Genomic DNA, 16956 nt, shown 5'->3' on the forward strand with positions numbered 1-16956 from the left:
TGTTGAAGTAATTCTGCATCGGCAAGTTGATTCTGCGAATCAAGAATCCCCTCGGCTTTAGCCAGGGGAGTGTCAATTGTCAAAACCAGTTAAATACGCAACAAATTACACTCAAAAATCAAAATTATCGATCGCCAAATGCCAGTTTTTCTGATGCAGCCGATCGCACATCTGCACTTTCTCATCCGCCAAATATCGCTGAAATTCCGGTTTTTCCAGACCGCTGCGCCACATCACCAGAGCATCTTCTCCAGTGTCTTCGTAGTATCGCTTGCGCCGTCCAGCCTCTTTAAAACCAAACTTTTTGTACAGGGAAACTGCGGCTAAATTCGAGTCCCGCACTTCTAAAGTTGCCCGTTCTAATTGTCTGTCACAAGCCGATTTTAGCAAAGCCAAAAGCAGAGCTTGTCCCAAACCCTGACCTTGAAACTGAGGATGAATTGCCAGCATTATAATGTGAGCTTCTTCTAAAATCGCCCACAAACAACCGATACCAATGAGAGTTGGCGGAATCTGTAGGGGCGGTGTCTCCGTGCCCGCCCGAATCTGTAGGGGCGGTGCCCCCGTGCCCGCCCGAATCTGTAGGGGCGGTGCCCCCGTGCCCGCCCGAATCTGTAGGGGCGGTGTCCCCGTGCCCGCCCCCTCCCATGTCCAAAGACCTAATAAATCGCTGTTAGGACTGTCTAACTCGCGCCTGTAGCCTTCGAGCGCCCAAAGTCCGCCAAAACAAAGTCGATCGAGTTCGACTGCACTGTTGAGGTCTTCTGTGGCGAGATGTTTAATTTGTAGAAAACGCACAGTCGATTTTAAATTTTAGATTTGAGATTTTAGATTGGATAATTACTCACTGCAAGGATGCGGAGTTGGATCGAGTCTCAGTCAGTCAGCCTGCTTGCGGAATGAATCTGGGGGCAACTGACCCAATTGCTTGCCGTCAATTGTACACTGGGAAAGACCGTAAGGATAGTTATTGCGCGATGGTATCAACTCAATCTTTCGGGGTGGAATCGGGACTTAAGTATCTGTCTGAGTCTCAACAAGCCCTGCAAACTCGATCGCCCAATCAAGAACTGTTACCGCTGACAGCCAGTGTTAACAGCAGCGATCGGTTGGAAATCGGAGGCTGCGAGGTGACAGCTTTGGTGGAGCAATTTGGCTCGCCGTTGTATATTTTAGACGAAGAAACGTTGCGGGCGGCTTGTACCCAGTACCGGGATGCTTTTAAGCGTTACTATCGGGGCGAATCTCAAGTGCTCTATGCTTCTAAAGCTTGGAGTTGTTTGGCAGTTTGCGCGATCGCAGCGGACGAAGGTTTAGGCATAGATGTCGTATCCGCCGGAGAAATCTACACTGCACTGCAAGCCGGTGTCAGTCCCGACAAAATCTACTTCCACGGTAACAACAAGTCCCGCGAGGAACTGCGGCTAGCTGTCGAAAGCGGCTGCATTACCGTAGCCGACAATTGGCGGGATTTAGAGACTCTAGCAGAGTTGGGAGAATCGGGTGTCAGCAGCCTCACAGGTGGGCCGACACGAGTTATGGTGCGGTTTACTCCTGGAATTGAGTGTCACACCCACGAGTACATTCAGACGGGTCAAATCGATAGTAAATTTGGCTTTGATCCCAACTCGCTCGATCGAGTATTTAAATTCATCAGCCAACAATCGTCGTTATTTTGCGTGGGAGTGCACGCTCACATCGGCTCTCAGATTTTTGAACTGCAACCCCATGACGATTTAGCCGAAGTCATAGTTCAGGCCTTGACTAAAGCACAGAGTTATGGTTTACCAGCAACAGAAATTAATATTGGTGGCGGGTTGGGCATTCGCTATACTGAAGCGGACGATCCTCCCAGCATTGAAGATTGGGCTCGTACAATTTGCTCTGCAGTGGTAGCAGCTTGCGAACGGCAGAAATTGCCATTACCGAAATTGCTATGCGAACCGGGTCGATCGCTCGTCGGTACAGCTTGCGTTACAGCTTACACCGTTGGCTCTAAAAAAGTCATTCCGGAAATGCGGACGTATCTAGCTGTGGATGGAGGGATGTCCGACAATCCGCGTCCTATTACCTATCAATCAGTTTATCGAGTCCTCGCAGCCGGTAAAATGTCTGCTCCCTTAACGGAAACAGTGACAATTGCTGGGAAACACTGCGAGTCAGGGGATGTTCTGATTAAAGATGCCAAATTGCCAGAGTGTCAGGCCGGAGATGTCCTCGCGGTTACGGCCACAGGGGCATACAATTACAGTATGGCTTCTAACTATAACCGAGTACCCCGACCGGCAGCGGTTTTAGTGAGGAATGGGGAAGTTAACACGATTATACAGCGGGAAACTTACCAGGATTTGCTGAGGCTTGACCGCCTTCCTGAACGACTCGGAGCTCCAAAGTAAAAACTTAGAAGTTAAAAGTTAAAAGTTAAAAGAAAGACAATCCATGTTTACTTAGTGATGATTGCTTTTTCACTTTTAACTTTTGCCTTGTTCAGTCACGCGATTGGATTGACACTTCCCGGTCTAAAAATACGGGGATTTTCAGCATATTCCTTATAACAACTGTTCATGGTTCATGGGTTCGAGTGCATCACGGTTCGCGGTTCACAGGCGGTAGCGTTCGATGAACCATGAACAATCAACAATCTGGCTTTGACTTGGCCCTCGTTCAGTCCTTATTGATTCAAGGGATCGATATTGGACTGGTTTTTGCCCTTGCGTATTTGGTGCTCGTCATTGTTGGCGAGCGCAGAACGCTGTGGATGGTACGGGGATTTATTATTTTGATGCTGGCGGCGGCGGTGAGCAACTGGGCTGGATTGAGGCTGTTGCACGTTGCCCTCAACAGCTTGGTGACGGGTTCTGCTGTGGCAATGGCGGTAATATTGCAGTCGGAGTTTCGCCGATTTCTGGAACAATTGGGTCGGGGGGAATTTCGGCAATTGTTTGGACGCGATCGCCGACCCAATCCCGAACCGGACAGCGTAATAGATGAAATTGTGGACGCAGTAAAAGAACTTTCGCAAAACCGCACGGGCGCTTTACTAATTATAGAAACAGATTCTCCGATCGACGATCGAGATTTTTCTGTGCCGGGATTAAAGCTAAATGCTGAAGTTTCTAAAGAATTGTTGCAGACTATCTTTCAGCCGCAAACTTTGCTGCATGACGGAGCTGTTTTGATTCGAGGTTCGCGGATCGTGTCGGCGGGGGTAATTTTGCCTTTGTCGGATCGCACTGCGTCGCGGCAGTTGGGAACCCGCCACCGGGCGGCGATGGGGATTACGGAACGGGTGCAAGCTTGCGTGTGCGTGGTGGTGTCCGAGGAAACGGGTTCTATTTCTTTAGCCCAGATGGGACTTTTAAATCGACCTTTGACTAGCAACAAACTTAAGGAATTGCTGGAAGCAAAGCTGTTTCCGTCCGAGGGAGAAAGAGCTGTGGCTCCAATTCCGATCGGCAATCTCGGACGCCAGATAGGATTGAAGGGAGTGACGCTATTAAAACGGATACTGCGCCGTTAGTCGGGTAATCGGGAGAAACCGTCAATCACCCGGCGCTGCTCGGAGTACCGAGACAGCGCGGGCACAGAAAGAGCCTAGTTGACCAGTCTAAGTGGTTCGCCCACTACGTTTAAGGTAAGCGTTGAAGTACCTACCGGAAAATGCGTGCTAGTTTTCCGCTCTAGAACTTAAAAGTTAAACAGGTGTAAGGGTTAAGCCAGTGCTTTTAAGATAGTTACCGACCTTAAACATTGACGCAGCAAACATTACCCCGTAAGGGAGGACTTAAATGTCTAATTTTGTTTTTGTACTTGATACCAAAAAACGACCGCTCAATCCAATCCGCCCAGGATTGGCACGTAAATTGCTAACTAATGGCAAAGCTGCTGTCTTCAAAAGGTATCCATTTACGCTAATTTTGAAAGTAGAGGTAACTATACCGCAAAAACCAATTACTCTTAAATTAGATCCTGGCTCCAAGGCCAGCGGAATTGCATTAGTGCAAGGAGAAAACGTAATCTTTGGTGCAGAACTAACACACCGAGGTCAAGCTATCAAAGCCAGTCTGGAGTCTCGTCGTTCATTGCGTAGAGGTAGAAGAAATCGCCATACCCGCTATCGTCGGGCCAGATTCTTAAACAGGACTCGCCCTAAAGGTTGGCTAGCACCAAGCTTGCAACACCGCGTCGAAACAACCCTAACATGGGTAACTAGATTGATGAAGCTTGCGCCAATTTCGTCTGTTATTCAAGAGCTTGTGCGATTCGACCTCCAGCAATTAGAAAACCCAGAGATTTCTGGGATTGAATACCAGCAAGGCGTTTTATGGGGCTACGAGATCCGGGAATATTTGCTGAATAAATGGGGCCGGAAGTGCGCTTACTGTGGTGTGATTAATACACCGCTACAAGTCGAACACATTCATCCCAAAGCTAAAGGTGGATCTAACCGTATTTCTAATCTTTGTCTTGCTTGCGAAAAATGCAACATTAAGAAAGATACTCAAAATATTGAGCAATTCCTCTCTAAAAAACCAGAGATTTTGAAACGGATTCTGTCTCAAGCAAAACGTCCTTTGAAAGATGCAACAGTGGTTAATTCTACTCGTTGGGCGTTATTTAATCGACTCTGTACAACTGGCTTGCCTGTTTCTACAGGCAGTGGCGGTTTAACTAAGTTCAATCGCACTCGATTAAATTTAGCTAAAACTCATTGGCTAGATGCAGCTTGTGTTGGAAAGGTCGAGTCGTTGAAGATTTTAACAAACAAGCCACTATTGATCAAGGCAACTGGTCACGGGATACGTCAAATGTGCCGTACCGACAAATTTGGCTTTCCATCTCGCTATGTCCCCAGACTTAAGTTTATTAAAGGTTTTCAAACGGGAGATATCGTCAAAGCGGTTGTGACCTCTGGTAAAAAAGTTGGTATATACGTTGGACGTGTTGCCGTAAGAACCAGTGGTTCATTCAATATTTCTGCCGAGCGAATTGGTGTCAGGAATTAGCCACAAATATTGTTCAATTGTTCACAGAAAGGATGGTTATTCGTATGCAGCATAAACCTTGCCCCCCTTTTCCTCTCGCCACTGACCTGGGTACAGGTACAGTGGGAGTATCCAAGGGGGAAGACAGATGAGTCAAGGAATTTGCTTGGAAAAGTTGCCGGAGGATCTGCAACAGGAACTACTGCCTAAGCACATAGCAGTGATTATGGACGGGAACGGGCGCTGGGCTCAGAAGAGGGGGTTGCCGCGGATTGCGGGACACCGCCGAGGAGCTAGCACTCTGAAGGAACTGTTGCGCTGCTGCAAAGATTGGGGGATTCCAGCTTTAACGGCCTATGCTTTTTCGACGGAGAATTGGGGGCGGCCGGCCGGAGAGGTGGATTTTTTAATGAGTTTGTTTGAGGGAAAGTTGCGGCAAGAATTGCGGGAGATGGTGGACGAGGACGTGCAAATTCAATTTATGGGGAATTTGCAGGCTTTGCCGAAGTCTTTGCAGGCGCAAATCGAGCGTTCTGTGACGGCAACTCAGCACAATCAGGGGATTTTGTTTACGGTGGCGACGAATTACGGGGGGCGTCAGGAGATTGTACAAGCTTGTCGGGCGATCGCCACTCAGGTGAAAGAGGGCAAGTTGCAGCCGGAGGAGATTGATGAGGTTTTATTTAAACGCTATTTGTATACTGCTGATGTTTGTGACCCGGATTTACTAATCCGGACGAGTGGGGAAATGCGGTTGAGCAATTTTTTACTATGGCAAATGGCTTATTCGGAAATTTACATTACTGAGACGCTGTGGCCGGATTTTGATCGATCGGAGTTTCACCGCGCTTTGTCTGATTATCAGAAGCGCAGCCGCCGATTTGGCAAAGTCTAACGATTTTGGATTTGGGATTTTAGATTTTACATTTTTTGGTTGATTTTTTAGTTTCCAAGTAGGTCATCTCCTGCTCAACATAACGATTTTAGATTTTAGATTGGAGGACAAATCTAAAATCTAAAATCTAAAATCAAATTAGGGGCCGGAGAAAACGGCCGCTTCAATGTCCTGACGTGAGAGGGAGTATTTGAATGCTCGCTGAATGTCTTGGCCGTCGGCTCCAGCATCGATGTACCGGATGGTGAGTTGGTCGATATCGAGGGATAGTTCTGCTTTCCAGGTAGGTCGATCGATCTGCCAGCAGTGGAGTTCTCGCCGATCTTGCTGGCAGCCTCGGCTTTTTAGCCACTGCTCGATTTCTGGGAGTGGATGGTTGTACAAAGGAGTGTCAGCGGAAGGAAGAGTCATGGGATTTTAGATTTTAGATTTTAGATTTTAGATTGGGGATTTCCGATTTTAGATTGGGGATGTCGGATTTGAGGCTTTAATTGCCACGAATTAAGCCGATCGCGATCGCCAGTACCAAACATCCGATTAAGCTAGCTCCCATGATAAACAGGGCGAACATTTCTCCGGGGGAAAGAGGTCGATCCGTGGGATCTAGGTAAGCGGAGTTGGAAGTTTTTTTGCCCGATCCCGAAAGTGGAGTATTGAAGCCTGGGGGTGGCCCAATCACGTTCAGGCGAGAATAGCCTATTTTGAGGTCGTAGGCGAGGCGACGTTCTGGGTTGCTGAGGGTGGCGTAGGCGTTGTTGAGCTGTTGAAATTTGGCTGTGGCGACGGAGGGCGGCAGCTCGGTGGTATCGGGATGGTAGAGTTTGCTCAGTTCCCGGTACGAGCGCCGAATTTCGATCGGCGATGCGGAAGGATGCAGCCCTAACAAGCCGTAGTAACTAGAACCCAAGGGGGTTTTGCCGGGTATTTTCTGACTTTTGCTGTTTGCCGTTCCCTCGTTAGGAGTCACCTCAGCGCCTCTGGGCTTGTTGTTTATAATTTTTGATTATTTTAGAGCAGATTTGAGGGTAGCGCCACTGTCTGCGATTTCGAGGGGTTGAGGGTGGGCGATCGGGATAGCCAAAATGAGTGAGCTTCAGCGGGTAATATCATGTCCGTTTACTGCGCGTTTGAGATTTCTGACTCACCGAGCGATGGGGCAAGCTGATTTCGCCAGAACCTTTTCTCGACGCTGCGGATATTTTCTGCATCTCTCAGTTGCTCCAAGTAAAGCAGCAAATACTTCAATTCATCGTCCGTCTCATCGCCCTCAAAGGGGTTTACTCGCACTAGATTGCCATAGCTGCGCTCCCACTTTTGATGCGTATCGTCCACTGCAACGATTGACTCTAGATGATAACCTTTGCGCTTGACTTTTTTGATGTTTTTGCGATTGTAATATTCACCCAAGTCAAGATCGCAAGCAACTGTGCAGCGATCGCTTGCCCACACAAATGATAAAGTTTTAGGATTTTCAAAGATGGCTGACACAATTGCGATCGCATAAGACGGCGTAGAAGATGTCCACACAGCAACCTCAAACCAGTCTAGGCAATTTTTCAAAAACACATCAAGAAACGGTCGTTTGTAAACGTGATATGGCTCCACCCAAAAATCAGCTTGCCGGGGGAGAGATGCTTCGGTAGCATAAATTAAAGTTTCATCCAGATCGAGAATCAGTAGTTTTTTTTGGACAATCCATCATCAAAAATCGTTCCTCACTAAGTCTAGCTTCACTTTTTCTCCCCTATTACTGTAAACTATGAATCTCCCCGCAAATTCTGCACCTCCTCAACGCTAAGCCCCGTAACTTGGGCGATCGTGGCATTATCTAGCTGTGAAAGTAATTGTCTGGCGATCGCCCGCTTCTCGAATCGCTTGCCTTGTTCTATGCCTTCTAGAGAAGCCTTAATAATTGCTCCCTGTTGGTCATAAATAAACTGTTCTCTTCTGTCCAAATCTTCCACTTCCTCTCGGCTTAACTTGGCTTGATTCGCAATATTAAAAGCTTCATGTATTTCTGGTATGCTATCCATTGTTTCTGGAACCGATGTCAGACTTCTGGCATTTTTCATGAAATAAACCCATTTGTCTGCTAAAGTTTCAAGTTCCTCCTGTCCTTTGGTAAACTTTGGCAACTCTACAAACACTAAATCCAGATCGTTTTCGGGATAAATAAAGTTTTTATTTACTTCTTTGAACACAAATCTGGAAATAAATTCTGGGCTGTTAGGAAACATTTCAAAATCAGTAATTGTCAGAGCAATTACTGGCTTCAGCAATCGATAGCCTTGTGCTGCTTCCAATTGAAAAGCGTAAGTCTTCGCTGCATTGTACAAAACTCGTTTCCCAAAAGACTGGACGTTGAGCACTTGCATTTCAATAATTACTAAAGTGCCGTCGCTTAGTTTGGCTTTCACATCCAGATAAGTATCTTTTAAGCCTTCTAGTTTGGGTGGTAGATTCGGGTTGATAATTTCTAAGTCTTGAATTGTGGGATTGCCTTCATAAATCAAGGCGTTGAGAAAGCTAATTAGAATCTCTTTGCTTTCTGAGGAACCGAATATTTTTTTGAAGGCGTAATCGGTTTTCGGGTTGATAAATATCATAGTTGTCAGATTTAGCTTTAAGGCGATCGGTTTTGTGACGAAGCAACGGGATCTGAGCTGGGTCAAACTGCTGATTTTGTTTCAGGTAATGGTTTGACATTTTCCGGCAAATGTGCATTGGCGATCGCCAGCACAGGCTCATCGTCCCTGTGTTCGCCGTCGGGGGGAATTTGGCAAGAAATCAGTTCTGTGACGATGCGATCGCCCAGAACATCTTCCCAATCTTGCAACTGTTCTCTGGCTTTGATAGGTGTATTGACAGCCACGTCTACGCCCATTTGCTGAAGGTTGAGGCTGTGGGCTGTCGATCGGCGGTTGACCCACTCCACCAGCCAAACGCTCAAGCCGACTGCTGCCATCAAAGGCAAGACAATCCGATAATCGCGGGTTAATTCAAACATCAACAGGATGGCTGTCAGCGGTGCTCTGGCGCTGCCGGCGAGGACGGCGGCCATTCCCACCATTGCGTAGGCGGCAGGGCCAGCGACTCGATCGCTCATTGCCGGCAGCATTTCCAAAAAGAGGCCGTAAGCCGAACCCAGGGAAGCTCCCAAAAACATCGCCGGAGCGAAAATGCCGCCAACTAAACCACTGCCGAGGCTAATTGCGGTCATCGCCAGTTTGACAAACAGCAGCAGCAACAGCAAAGGCAAGGAAAATTTAACATCTTGGAGCATCGCTTGGACTGTTTCGTAGCCAACACCCAAAATTTGAGGCAATTGCAGGGCGACTAAGCCGACTGCGGCCCCGCCGATGATCGGGTGAAGCGGCCGGGGCAGTCGTCCGAGCCAAGCAAATCCTCGGACTTTTCCTTGAAAACAGCCCTCGGCTAATTGAATTGCTTCTGTGTAGGCTAGAGACACTCCGCTCGCTAAAAGTCCCAATCCCATGTACAGAGGCAGTTCTAGGGGGCTGCGGACATCGTATATCGGCAAAGAAAAGGCCGGCTGAGCTCCCAAGCAGATTTGAGCGATGAGCGCCGAAACTACGGCGGAGAGCAAGACAACGCTGACTGACGAAGTGGCGAAGGTGCTGCCGAGCACGACTTCTAAGGCAAAGAACACTCCGGCGATGGGAGAGTTAAACCCGGCGGATAAACCTGCTGCTGCTCCCGCGCCCAGGAGCAAGCGCTGCCGTTCTGGGGAGAGCTGTAAAACTTGAGCCAGCAGCATTCCGAAGTTGGCGCCGATTTCGACGCTGGGGGCTTCCGGGCCGAGGGAGGCGCCGGTGCCGAGGGAAACTGAGGCTGCCACCATTTTGGTGATGGGTTTGAGGGGGGAGAGTTCTTGCAGGCCGCGGGTGGCTGCAATTAAGGAAGACATATTCGGGCCAAAGTCCCGAAACCGCCAGCGCATCAGCCCGATGATGACTCCGCCGAGGGTGGGAATGCAGGCTAGCGTCCAAGAGCCTTTGGACGCGATCGCCCCCATGAAGTCTTCCAGCATCAGGCTGTGGATGAAGTGGATGAGGTAGTGAAAAGTGACGACGCCTGCGCCCGTAACTCCCCCGATGACTAGGGAGAGAATGAGCAGGAGGGTTTCTGGGCTGGGGTGCAGACGGTTGAATAGCGGGCTTAGGCGGGAGGCTTGGGGAGTTGCTGCAGTTGGCCCGGGTGGCGGCAGATCCACAGGAGGGATGGCTCTCATTTAGCGGTTAATTCTTCGGTGAGAAGTTATATAATATTACAATTTATTTCTTATTTTCATTTTGAGTGATTTTAGGGGAATTGACAACTTATATTAAGGCGTATTTTAGGGTAAATTTTTTTGGCTGGCCGCTGGGGTGGAATGACTGATTCTGAGGAGCGGCGGATTTGGCGTGATTGTATGCTCAGTTACATTCAAACTTAGATATACTCTGGCGATAATCCTAATTAACTATATTTATAGTTTTGCCGCTTATACCAATTTAATGTGAAGTTGCACATATCTCGATCCCCCTCGCATACCCCTGATTGTTGGGGTGTAGGGGTTGACTTTGAGAAGAATCTTGTCCCACCCCCTACTCCCCTTATGAAGGGGGGTTAGGGGGGATCAGATTCTACGGGGCCTCATAAAAAATTGGTATTAGGCCGATCGCATCAGTGAACTAGCAATATCATAGAACTCAGTAAAAAACAACTTTCCAATTAAAGAATTGGCGATGGGAGATTTTACCTTACAAGCACAAATCTCAAACCACAAACCTCAAATCTCCAATTTTAAATTCCTTGGTCGCGCATACTATCATATCGGTTGTTGAGTGGGCGGGATTCTTGGTCTGGGTTTGGCGATCGACATTAGCGGATCGCCGATGGTGGCGACTTTCCAGGGTGGGGATTCTAGCTGACGTGCTGCGATTAAAAAGGGTGATCCTCGCTTTAGGCGATCGACCATTATTTTAGGTGGAATAAATGCCGATAAAAAAGGTTCGTTGACGCTGCCAATATATGCGTAAGCACCATTCTCTAGCCACCTTCCGGCAACGGTGTTTGTGTCATCTGGCGCTGCTGCTGACCAACTGTGGATCATGTGGATTGCTGCGGGAAATTGGAGTTTTGGTATGTCTTCAACTAAAGCGTCGCCGTTGCCCACTTGGAATGATTTTGGATAGCCTTTGGAATTCATTAATATTAAGTCAAATGTCCACGGTTTTGAAGCTAAACTCCGCCACTTTTCCAGGCTAGATTCTGGTTTCTGCACTACTTGGACATTTAAACCTATGGTTTTTAGTCCGCTAGCTGCTTCCTCCATTTCATATTTTGCCCAATTTCCTTCCTTGGGGTAACTGTCATAAAGCATGGCTGTTTGGCTGTCTAAAAATATGGCAGACATGGCTTGATAGATCGATCGTATCTCGGAACCGTAAATCCAGCCAACAGCCGCCCAGCGTTCGCCGTTGGGGTGTCTTCCCAAACCGTCGGTAACGGCTAGTTGTTCGTCTGGTTTTTCTGGAGATTGATATTTGACTGCTAGTTGGCGTACAATGGTTATTGTGTCGATCGGGTCTGCGAGTTGAGAATAAAAAAATCCGGTTGATTCGACAGCTTTTGTAACTGCTAGTTGCAGATTTTTCCACTGTGTGTTATTGAGGGTATCATTGGGTTTTCCGAAGTTGCCTTCTAGAAATACTAAAGGTTGGCCGTGAGCGGCTGCTAAGGCAACTGCTGCTGAGCGTGCGGGGTCATTTTCTGATGTGATTACTACTCCTGGGGGTTCCCAGCCGAGTTGCTTCCATTTTGCTTTTAAGGTTTGAGTATCCGTGGCATTCCAGGCGGCTGCTGTGGCGTTCAGCATTAATTGCTGGAGTTTTTGATTTTTTGGCAGTTGCTGTTTGATGCTTGGCAAACGGACTATTTCTTCGGGTTGAAAGCGCTGCAAAAACATGGGGGCATATTTTTTGTCTTCGATGAGAATAGGCCAGTTTCCTTTGAGATTCCATTTTTGGATGGCTGCTAAAAATGTGGCTTCGTCGGGTACTAAAACTACGCGGTTGACTGTTGGTATGTTGGATCGGAGGATGGCGGCTCGGAGGCCTGTTTGAATTGGCCAGGGTTCTTGTTTGGCTGAGGCGGGAAGTTGAAAGGGTTTTGTGAAAAGGCGATCGCACCCGACACCGATTATTGCTAAGCTTACAAGAAGTGCGATCGCGAGTAATTTAAATTTTAACTGTTTTTTCATAGGGGCACGGGAAAGAAGGAACTAGGTTATAAATACGAACAATTATCGAAATATTTTTAGGGGCTGCAAGCGGATGTTTAGAGGCGCGGGACAAAGTAAGATTGTAAGTGCGATCGGGCTGGCTACTTTTAGTATTATTGCCTTAGCAACTACAGGTTTAATAATTTTCGCAGCGAACCGTTCGTCAGTCAAGCATCAAGTCCGGCAATTGCTGACAGCGAGGGAATGTCAAGGTTGCAATCTTTCCGGGGCGAATTTGAGCGAAGTTTCTCTGGAAGGCGTCAATTTAGAAAAAGCCAACCTAAAAGATGCGAATTTGTGGAGCGCGCATTTGGTAAAGGCTAACTTGAAACAGGCAAATTTGGCTGGGGTTTATCTGATAAGCAGCAATTTGGCAGGGGCAAATTTGGAGGGAAGCAATCTAGAAAATGCGTTTTTAGAAGATGCTTATTTGGGAGGAAGTAATTTGAGAACGGCTAACTTAAGAGGTGCTTTTATGAAAGGTATTTTTCTCGTTAACGCTGACTTGGAGGGGGCTAATTTGGAGGGGGCTAATCTGTGGATGGCTAATCTGGAAAGTGCTAATTTGAAGGGTGCTAATCTGAGAAATGCTTTGCTGTTGGATACTAATTTGGCAGGGGCGAATTTAAAGGGTGCGGTGATGCCTGATGGTAGGCGACAGGAATGAAAGTCAGTTGTCAGTTGTCAGTTGACAGTTGTCAGTTGATAGTTGTCAGTTGTCATTAATCAGAGCAGAGGGCGATCGCACCTGCAACCTTCATTTCTGGTTATTTAGTGAGGAGATGAAGGGGTGAGGTGCGATCGACTTAACTAGACTTTACTTAGACGGAGAACCTTCTGCAAATCTTTGAATAGCTTTTGGTGCAAAAGCAGCAGCTAAAAAAGCAGTTGTAATCTCTTTGCCATCAGCGTTTTTGGTAGTTATTGTGATTGCGCCAAACACAATCGCTGCAATCAGCGCAATCAAACTCATAGCTCGCATTGTCGAGTATTTTCCATTATCCTCTTGCAAAACTTGTGCAAAATCTTTTCCGCGATCGGCATCGTTTGCTTGAGTCTCAACCATAGAAGAATGTGTCATTTGATTAACCTCATAAATATACATAGAAATGGTAAGTAACCATCGGGCAGGCAGAATGCCTACTTGTTGAATTTTTAGGTGGAAGTTCCCCCACGGAGGGGGCAACTTCTGTTTAGGCTATGGCGTTGAAATAAGACTCGGCGAACTCCGCGATGAGGTCAGCCCTGTCCCGTCCATTCACTATTGTTCTGGCGTTGAAGAAATCGCGTCGATCGCCCACAATGGAACCACTCAAACCTACACCCGTAAAGCTACCATCGCGCATTCCCCGAACTAGAATCATGGCAGCAATTTCAGGGAGAGCGGCTTTTTCTGGATTATCTATCAAATTAATTCCGAGTTTTTCGCTCCAGATTTGATAGTTGCGACGACCTGTAATTTGGACAAAACCTCTGCCTTTAAAGCGAGGGCCATCACCGGGTTCAGTATTTCCTAAATCTTCGCGACCTTCATAATCCGACCCATCAGCTAATTCCATCATGAACCGTCCCAAAAGGGATTCATGTTGGGCCGTTGCAAAAACATAGGCAATTTGCCCTAGATCGACAACTCCATCGTTGAGACATTGATTGAGAATAAGAGGCAAATTTTTCTGAGCAAAGGGGCGAATTTCGGATGGGCATTGAGCAACATCTAAAATACGATCGATGCTAGGGAATCCATCGGGCATATCCGAAGTCTTGGGTGTGCGACTAACTATGATTATTTCTTCTGGCTTCACTTTCAGCAACTCAGCCCAGGTATTGCGATCGACTTTTCCTGTTACCTGTAGTCCGCCGGGGACAAATTGGCTTTTATTAGCAGGGCGCATCCGTTGAAATTGTTCGACTGCTGCTTTTGTGACAGACCCAAAAAGTCCGTCAATTTTGGCATCTTTGGGTAATAATCCCCAATCTTTCAAGCGCCTTTGCAGGATTTCTACCTCGTCAATCAGGTGAGGGCTATCAATAATCCCGTCATTGATTTGTAACTCGACTTTTTTAATGGTCATATTCAGTTCTCCAAGTAGTAATGATGTTTGTAGTAAGCACTTCAGTCTTTGGTTGCAGGTTTGGGAAAAATGCGGACTAAAGTCCTCACTACAAACTTTTTTTATTCAGGGGCTTTACCGGACGCAATTTTAATTGCAAACGCAGTAAGTTTTTCGGCTATTTAGAAATTCGATGCAGCCACATTGTTGCAGTAGATTCGATCGTGCTACTGTCCCAATTGTCATAAAAAGATAAAGCTTCACGCAAACTAGAGGCATTGCCCGCGGAGGATATCAATTTACCGCTGTATAACTTGTTTTCGCCCTTGTTATCTGGTGAAAATCGGGAATTTTTCCGATAGCCTGAGTGGAACCATTCTCCTGCTGGGTCATTCACAAAAAAGTCACCACTGGCGTTATAACCGCGAATAACTAGAATGTGACCTGAATTCGTCCAAAAACCGTGCAATATACAGATCTCGCCAGAATCGAGAGACCGAGTGATGTCTGAAAGACTTCCCTTTAATGTCAACTTATCTCTCAACCCTAAACCCTCTAACAATCTTTTGATGCCATCGGGAGAACCGTGATCTATTCCCTGCCGATCGAAACGTTTTTTAACATCATCTTCGTACTGTGGAAAGGAACCTAAATCTGCAACTTGAAAGTATTTGAGACACATTGCCGCACTTGTAGCACCGCAAGTGCGCCAGGGCTGAATCTCGTTATCTTCTTGACTGAAATACGGAACGTTATGATTGACAGCCATAATTTACCTCAAGGTAAGTGTTGTAAACGATTGATTTGGCTTCAGACCATGTGTTTGAGCTGATATTTATACAGTAGCGAGTTGTTATTGTACGGTCGATATAGATAACCTAAGTTGTTAAAGTTCAATCCAAAAACAAAAAAACTGAGGCAACCTCAGTCTAACTAAGTAAACCTCAGTAAACTTCAGGTTATACTCAAGATCCAATGAAAAATTTTTAACCTTATGAATGTTGAAGAAGGGCTGAAACTCGCAGATACCGCGGTCTTTGCCAAAACAAACAGACACTTAAAAGATATAGAAGTAATAATTCTGAGGGGATCTTGGGAAGGGCAGGAGTATCATAAGATTGCAGAGGCTTACGGATATGCTGCCGAATACCTGATGCAAGATGTGGGCCCCAAGTTATGGAATCTGCTTTCGGAAGCTTTAGGGGAAAGAGTCAGTAAAAGAAACTTTCGATCGGCATTGGAAAGGCGATCGCACTTGCAGTCAGAGATAGCCGCACAGCCAATTGCACCAGAAATAGCCGAAGAATTGGTCAACATCGAGGATTTTGGCGATGTTTCAGGAGTTACAAGCACTCCTTTATGCCAAGATTGGGGTGAAGCGCCGGAAGTCTCAAATTTTTTCGGCCGCGCCGCAGAATTAAATACCCTCAGTCAATGGGTACTCCGCGATCGCTGTCGCTTGGTGGCGCTGTTGGGTATGGGAGGTATTGGTAAAACGGCTTTAACTGCTAAACTGGGAGAACAACTTCAGGGTGAATTTGAATATCTAATTTGGCGCAGTCTCCGTCATGCACCTCCCTTGCTGACAATCTTGACTGAGTTGAACTCATTTGCCAGCAGTTCCCCAGAAACGCAACTGCTAACTACTATAGGCGAGCAAATTTCTTCCCTAATCAAAAGTTTGCGCGATCGCCGTTGTTTGCTGATCCTAGATGATTGGGAAATGATTTTGCAAAGTGGAGATATCGCTGGGTATTACGGAGATGGTTATGAAGGGTACGGTCAACTATTGCGGCGAATCTCAGAAGAAAGGCATCAAAGCTGCTTGCTACTCCTATCGCGAGAAAAGCCTGTAGAGGTTGCATCTTTAGCAGGCGAAACCTTAGCTGTACGTGCATTACAAGTTAAAGGCTTAAAACCAACAGATGCAAAAATGCTTTTGGCAGCCATTGGCTTTTCTGCCTCAGAAAACGGCTTAGATGAACTGATACAAATATACCGAGGTAATCCTGCTGCACTGAAAATTACTGCTACCACAATTCAAGAGTTGTTTAATGGCAATATCAGTCAATTTATGGGTCAAAGCTCCTTAGTTATTGGCGATATTTTTGCCAATCTACTTAACGAACATTTTCAGCGGTTATCGGATTTAGGAAAAGCTGTCATGTACTGGCTGGCGATCGAACAGCAGCCGATTTCCTGGAACCAACTGAAAGCAAAATTATCAGCAGGCGTTTCTAGTTCAGAATTACTAACAGTATTAGAATCCTTGGTAAGACGTTCCTTAATCGAAAAAGAGCTTTCTCCCTCTAGTGCTGAAGCAAAATTCACTCTCGAACCCGTGATGATGAAATATCTCACCCATAATTCGATCGAACAAATATGCCAAAATATTCTCGAAGCAATGGAAGCGCAATCCACCGACAAGCTAGGTTTAATCGGAAGTCATGCTTTCGAGCGATCGCCAGAACTCAAGGACACTAAAATTACTCAGCTACACCCGATCTTAACCAAAGTTCGAGAACGCTTAGATTTAACTCGAATAAATAATAATTATCAAATGCAGCTAAAAGAACTTTTGTCAAAAGTGCGCGAGTGTCCTTCCCCAAAGCTTCAATATGCAGAGAAAAATTTTCTAAAACTGCTAGGAGAAACTGAAATATAGCGAGCCTAAATCATTTGGTAAAAAAATCTAGGGTTAAAGAATGCTGTTTGACTATTAGACTTAGATCCCCCCTA

General features: G+C 46.5%; 15 protein-coding genes and 1 pseudogene. 6 read left to right on the forward strand and 10 right to left on the reverse strand.

Annotated elements, in window-relative coordinates:
- Window positions 1-111: 111 nt before the first annotated feature.
- Window positions 112-798: a ribosomal protein S18-alanine N-acetyltransferase gene (gene rimI / locus QUB11_RS22080; protein WP_333206078.1), complete on the reverse strand. Its 687-nt coding sequence runs from the start codon at window positions 796-798 to the stop codon at window positions 112-114.
- Between the two features lie 179 nt (window positions 799-977).
- Here rimI and lysA point away from each other — a divergent pair, with 179 nt between their 5' ends.
- The 4 genes and pseudogenes from lysA (at window position 978) to QUB11_RS22100 (ending at window position 5880) form a co-directional block, all read left to right on the forward strand.
- Window positions 978-2396, forward strand: coding sequence for a diaminopimelate decarboxylase (gene lysA, locus QUB11_RS22085; RefSeq protein WP_333206079.1), 1419 nt, complete (start codon window positions 978-980; stop codon window positions 2394-2396).
- A gap of 230 nt (window positions 2397-2626) precedes the next feature.
- Window positions 2627-3520 (forward strand): diadenylate cyclase CdaA, encoded by an 894-nt coding sequence (cdaA, locus tag QUB11_RS22090; RefSeq protein WP_333206080.1) that lies wholly within the window; start codon window positions 2627-2629, stop codon window positions 3518-3520.
- Between the two features lie 268 nt (window positions 3521-3788).
- A pseudogene (gene iscB, locus QUB11_RS22095) lies at window positions 3789-5061 on the forward strand (RNA-guided endonuclease IscB).
- A 72-nt stretch (window positions 5062-5133) separates the two neighbouring features.
- Window positions 5134-5880 carry an isoprenyl transferase gene (locus QUB11_RS22100; RefSeq protein WP_333102290.1) on the forward strand — a complete coding sequence of 249 codons (747 nt, stop codon included), beginning with the start codon at window positions 5134-5136 and terminating at the stop codon, window positions 5878-5880.
- 138 nt (window positions 5881-6018) lie between these two features.
- Here the strand turns inward: QUB11_RS22100 and QUB11_RS22105 are convergent, their stop codons facing one another.
- The 6 genes from QUB11_RS22105 to QUB11_RS22130 form a co-directional block, all read right to left on the reverse strand.
- Window positions 6019-6291, reverse strand: a complete 273-nt coding sequence (locus QUB11_RS22105; protein ID WP_333151310.1) for a DUF3143 domain-containing protein — start codon at window positions 6289-6291, stop codon at window positions 6019-6021.
- 76 nt (window positions 6292-6367) lie between these two features.
- Complete coding sequence (locus tag QUB11_RS22110; protein ID WP_333206081.1) at window positions 6368-6847, reverse strand: J domain-containing protein; 480 nt, start codon at window positions 6845-6847, stop codon at window positions 6368-6370.
- 149 nt (window positions 6848-6996) lie between these two features.
- Complete coding sequence (locus tag QUB11_RS22115) at window positions 6997-7575, reverse strand: HAD family hydrolase (protein ID WP_333206106.1); 579 nt, start codon at window positions 7573-7575, stop codon at window positions 6997-6999.
- A gap of 62 nt (window positions 7576-7637) precedes the next feature.
- The gene (locus QUB11_RS22120; RefSeq protein ID WP_333206082.1) at window positions 7638-8486 is read right to left on the reverse strand and encodes an Rpn family recombination-promoting nuclease/putative transposase; all 849 of its coding nucleotides are present in this window, start codon (window positions 8484-8486) and stop codon (window positions 7638-7640) included.
- Window positions 8487-8548: 62 nt separating this feature from the next.
- Window positions 8549-10132, reverse strand: a complete 1584-nt coding sequence (locus QUB11_RS22125; RefSeq protein ID WP_333206083.1) for a chloride channel protein — start codon at window positions 10130-10132, stop codon at window positions 8549-8551.
- A gap of 579 nt (window positions 10133-10711) precedes the next feature.
- Entirely contained in the window at window positions 10712-12145 is a 1434-nt protein-coding gene (locus tag QUB11_RS22130) for a hypothetical protein (protein ID WP_333206084.1), read from the reverse strand.
- Between the two features lie 73 nt (window positions 12146-12218).
- On the opposite strand from QUB11_RS22130, the gene QUB11_RS22135 reads away from it, so the two are divergent.
- The gene (locus QUB11_RS22135) at window positions 12219-12833 is read left to right on the forward strand and encodes a pentapeptide repeat-containing protein (protein ID WP_333206085.1); all 615 of its coding nucleotides are present in this window, start codon (window positions 12219-12221) and stop codon (window positions 12831-12833) included.
- Window positions 12834-12983: 150 nt separating this feature from the next.
- On the opposite strand, the gene QUB11_RS22140 is transcribed toward QUB11_RS22135, so the two are convergent.
- The 3 genes from QUB11_RS22140 to QUB11_RS22150 all read right to left on the reverse strand — a co-directional run bounded on the left by QUB11_RS22140 (window position 12984) and on the right by QUB11_RS22150 (window position 14986).
- A complete protein-coding gene (locus QUB11_RS22140) occupies window positions 12984-13247 on the reverse strand; it encodes a hypothetical protein (protein ID WP_333151323.1) in 264 nt (87 codons plus the stop codon).
- 112 nt (window positions 13248-13359) lie between these two features.
- On the reverse strand, window positions 13360-14238 hold the full coding sequence (locus QUB11_RS22145) for a peptidoglycan-binding protein (RefSeq protein WP_333151325.1): 879 nt from the start codon (window positions 14236-14238) through the stop codon (window positions 13360-13362).
- A 157-nt stretch (window positions 14239-14395) separates the two neighbouring features.
- Window positions 14396-14986, reverse strand: a complete 591-nt coding sequence (locus tag QUB11_RS22150) for a C39 family peptidase (protein WP_333206086.1) — start codon at window positions 14984-14986, stop codon at window positions 14396-14398.
- Between the two features lie 225 nt (window positions 14987-15211).
- Between QUB11_RS22150 and QUB11_RS22155 the strand changes: the two genes are divergently transcribed.
- Window positions 15212-16882: an NB-ARC domain-containing protein gene (locus tag QUB11_RS22155; RefSeq protein ID WP_333206087.1), complete on the forward strand. Its 1671-nt coding sequence runs from the start codon at window positions 15212-15214 to the stop codon at window positions 16880-16882.
- The last annotated feature ends 74 nt before the right edge of the window (window positions 16883-16956 follow it).

It is taken from the genome of Microcoleus sp. B6-A1, from assembly GCF_036705085.1.
Classification (GTDB): domain Bacteria; phylum Cyanobacteriota; class Cyanobacteriia; order Cyanobacteriales; family Microcoleaceae; genus Microcoleus.

What these genes read in the sequence shown, in the direction of transcription:
- lysA (WP_333206079.1), top strand. Translation starts at nt 978, where the DNA reads ATGGTATCAACTCAATCTTTCGGGGTGGAATCGGGACTTAAGTATCTG.
- cdaA (WP_333206080.1), top strand. Translation starts at nt 2,627, where the DNA reads ATGAACAATCAACAATCTGGCTTTGACTTGGCCCTCGTTCAGTCCTTA.
- QUB11_RS22100 (WP_333102290.1), top strand. Translation starts at nt 5,134, where the DNA reads ATGAGTCAAGGAATTTGCTTGGAAAAGTTGCCGGAGGATCTGCAACAG.
- QUB11_RS22105 (WP_333151310.1), bottom strand. Translation starts at nt 6,291, where the DNA reads ATGACTCTTCCTTCCGCTGACACTCCTTTGTACAACCATCCACTCCCA.
- QUB11_RS22120 (WP_333206082.1), bottom strand. Translation starts at nt 8,486, where the DNA reads ATGATATTTATCAACCCGAAAACCGATTACGCCTTCAAAAAAATATTC.
- QUB11_RS22125 (WP_333206083.1), bottom strand. Translation starts at nt 10,132, where the DNA reads ATGAGAGCCATCCCTCCTGTGGATCTGCCGCCACCCGGGCCAACTGCA.
- QUB11_RS22130 (WP_333206084.1), bottom strand. Translation starts at nt 12,145, where the DNA reads ATGAAAAAACAGTTAAAATTTAAATTACTCGCGATCGCACTTCTTGTA.
- QUB11_RS22135 (WP_333206085.1), top strand. Translation starts at nt 12,219, where the DNA reads ATGTTTAGAGGCGCGGGACAAAGTAAGATTGTAAGTGCGATCGGGCTG.
- QUB11_RS22140 (WP_333151323.1), bottom strand. Translation starts at nt 13,247, where the DNA reads ATGACACATTCTTCTATGGTTGAGACTCAAGCAAACGATGCCGATCGC.
- QUB11_RS22145 (WP_333151325.1), bottom strand. Translation starts at nt 14,238, where the DNA reads ATGACCATTAAAAAAGTCGAGTTACAAATCAATGACGGGATTATTGAT.
- QUB11_RS22150 (WP_333206086.1), bottom strand. Translation starts at nt 14,986, where the DNA reads ATGGCTGTCAATCATAACGTTCCGTATTTCAGTCAAGAAGATAACGAG.
- QUB11_RS22155 (WP_333206087.1), top strand. Translation starts at nt 15,212, where the DNA reads ATGAATGTTGAAGAAGGGCTGAAACTCGCAGATACCGCGGTCTTTGCC.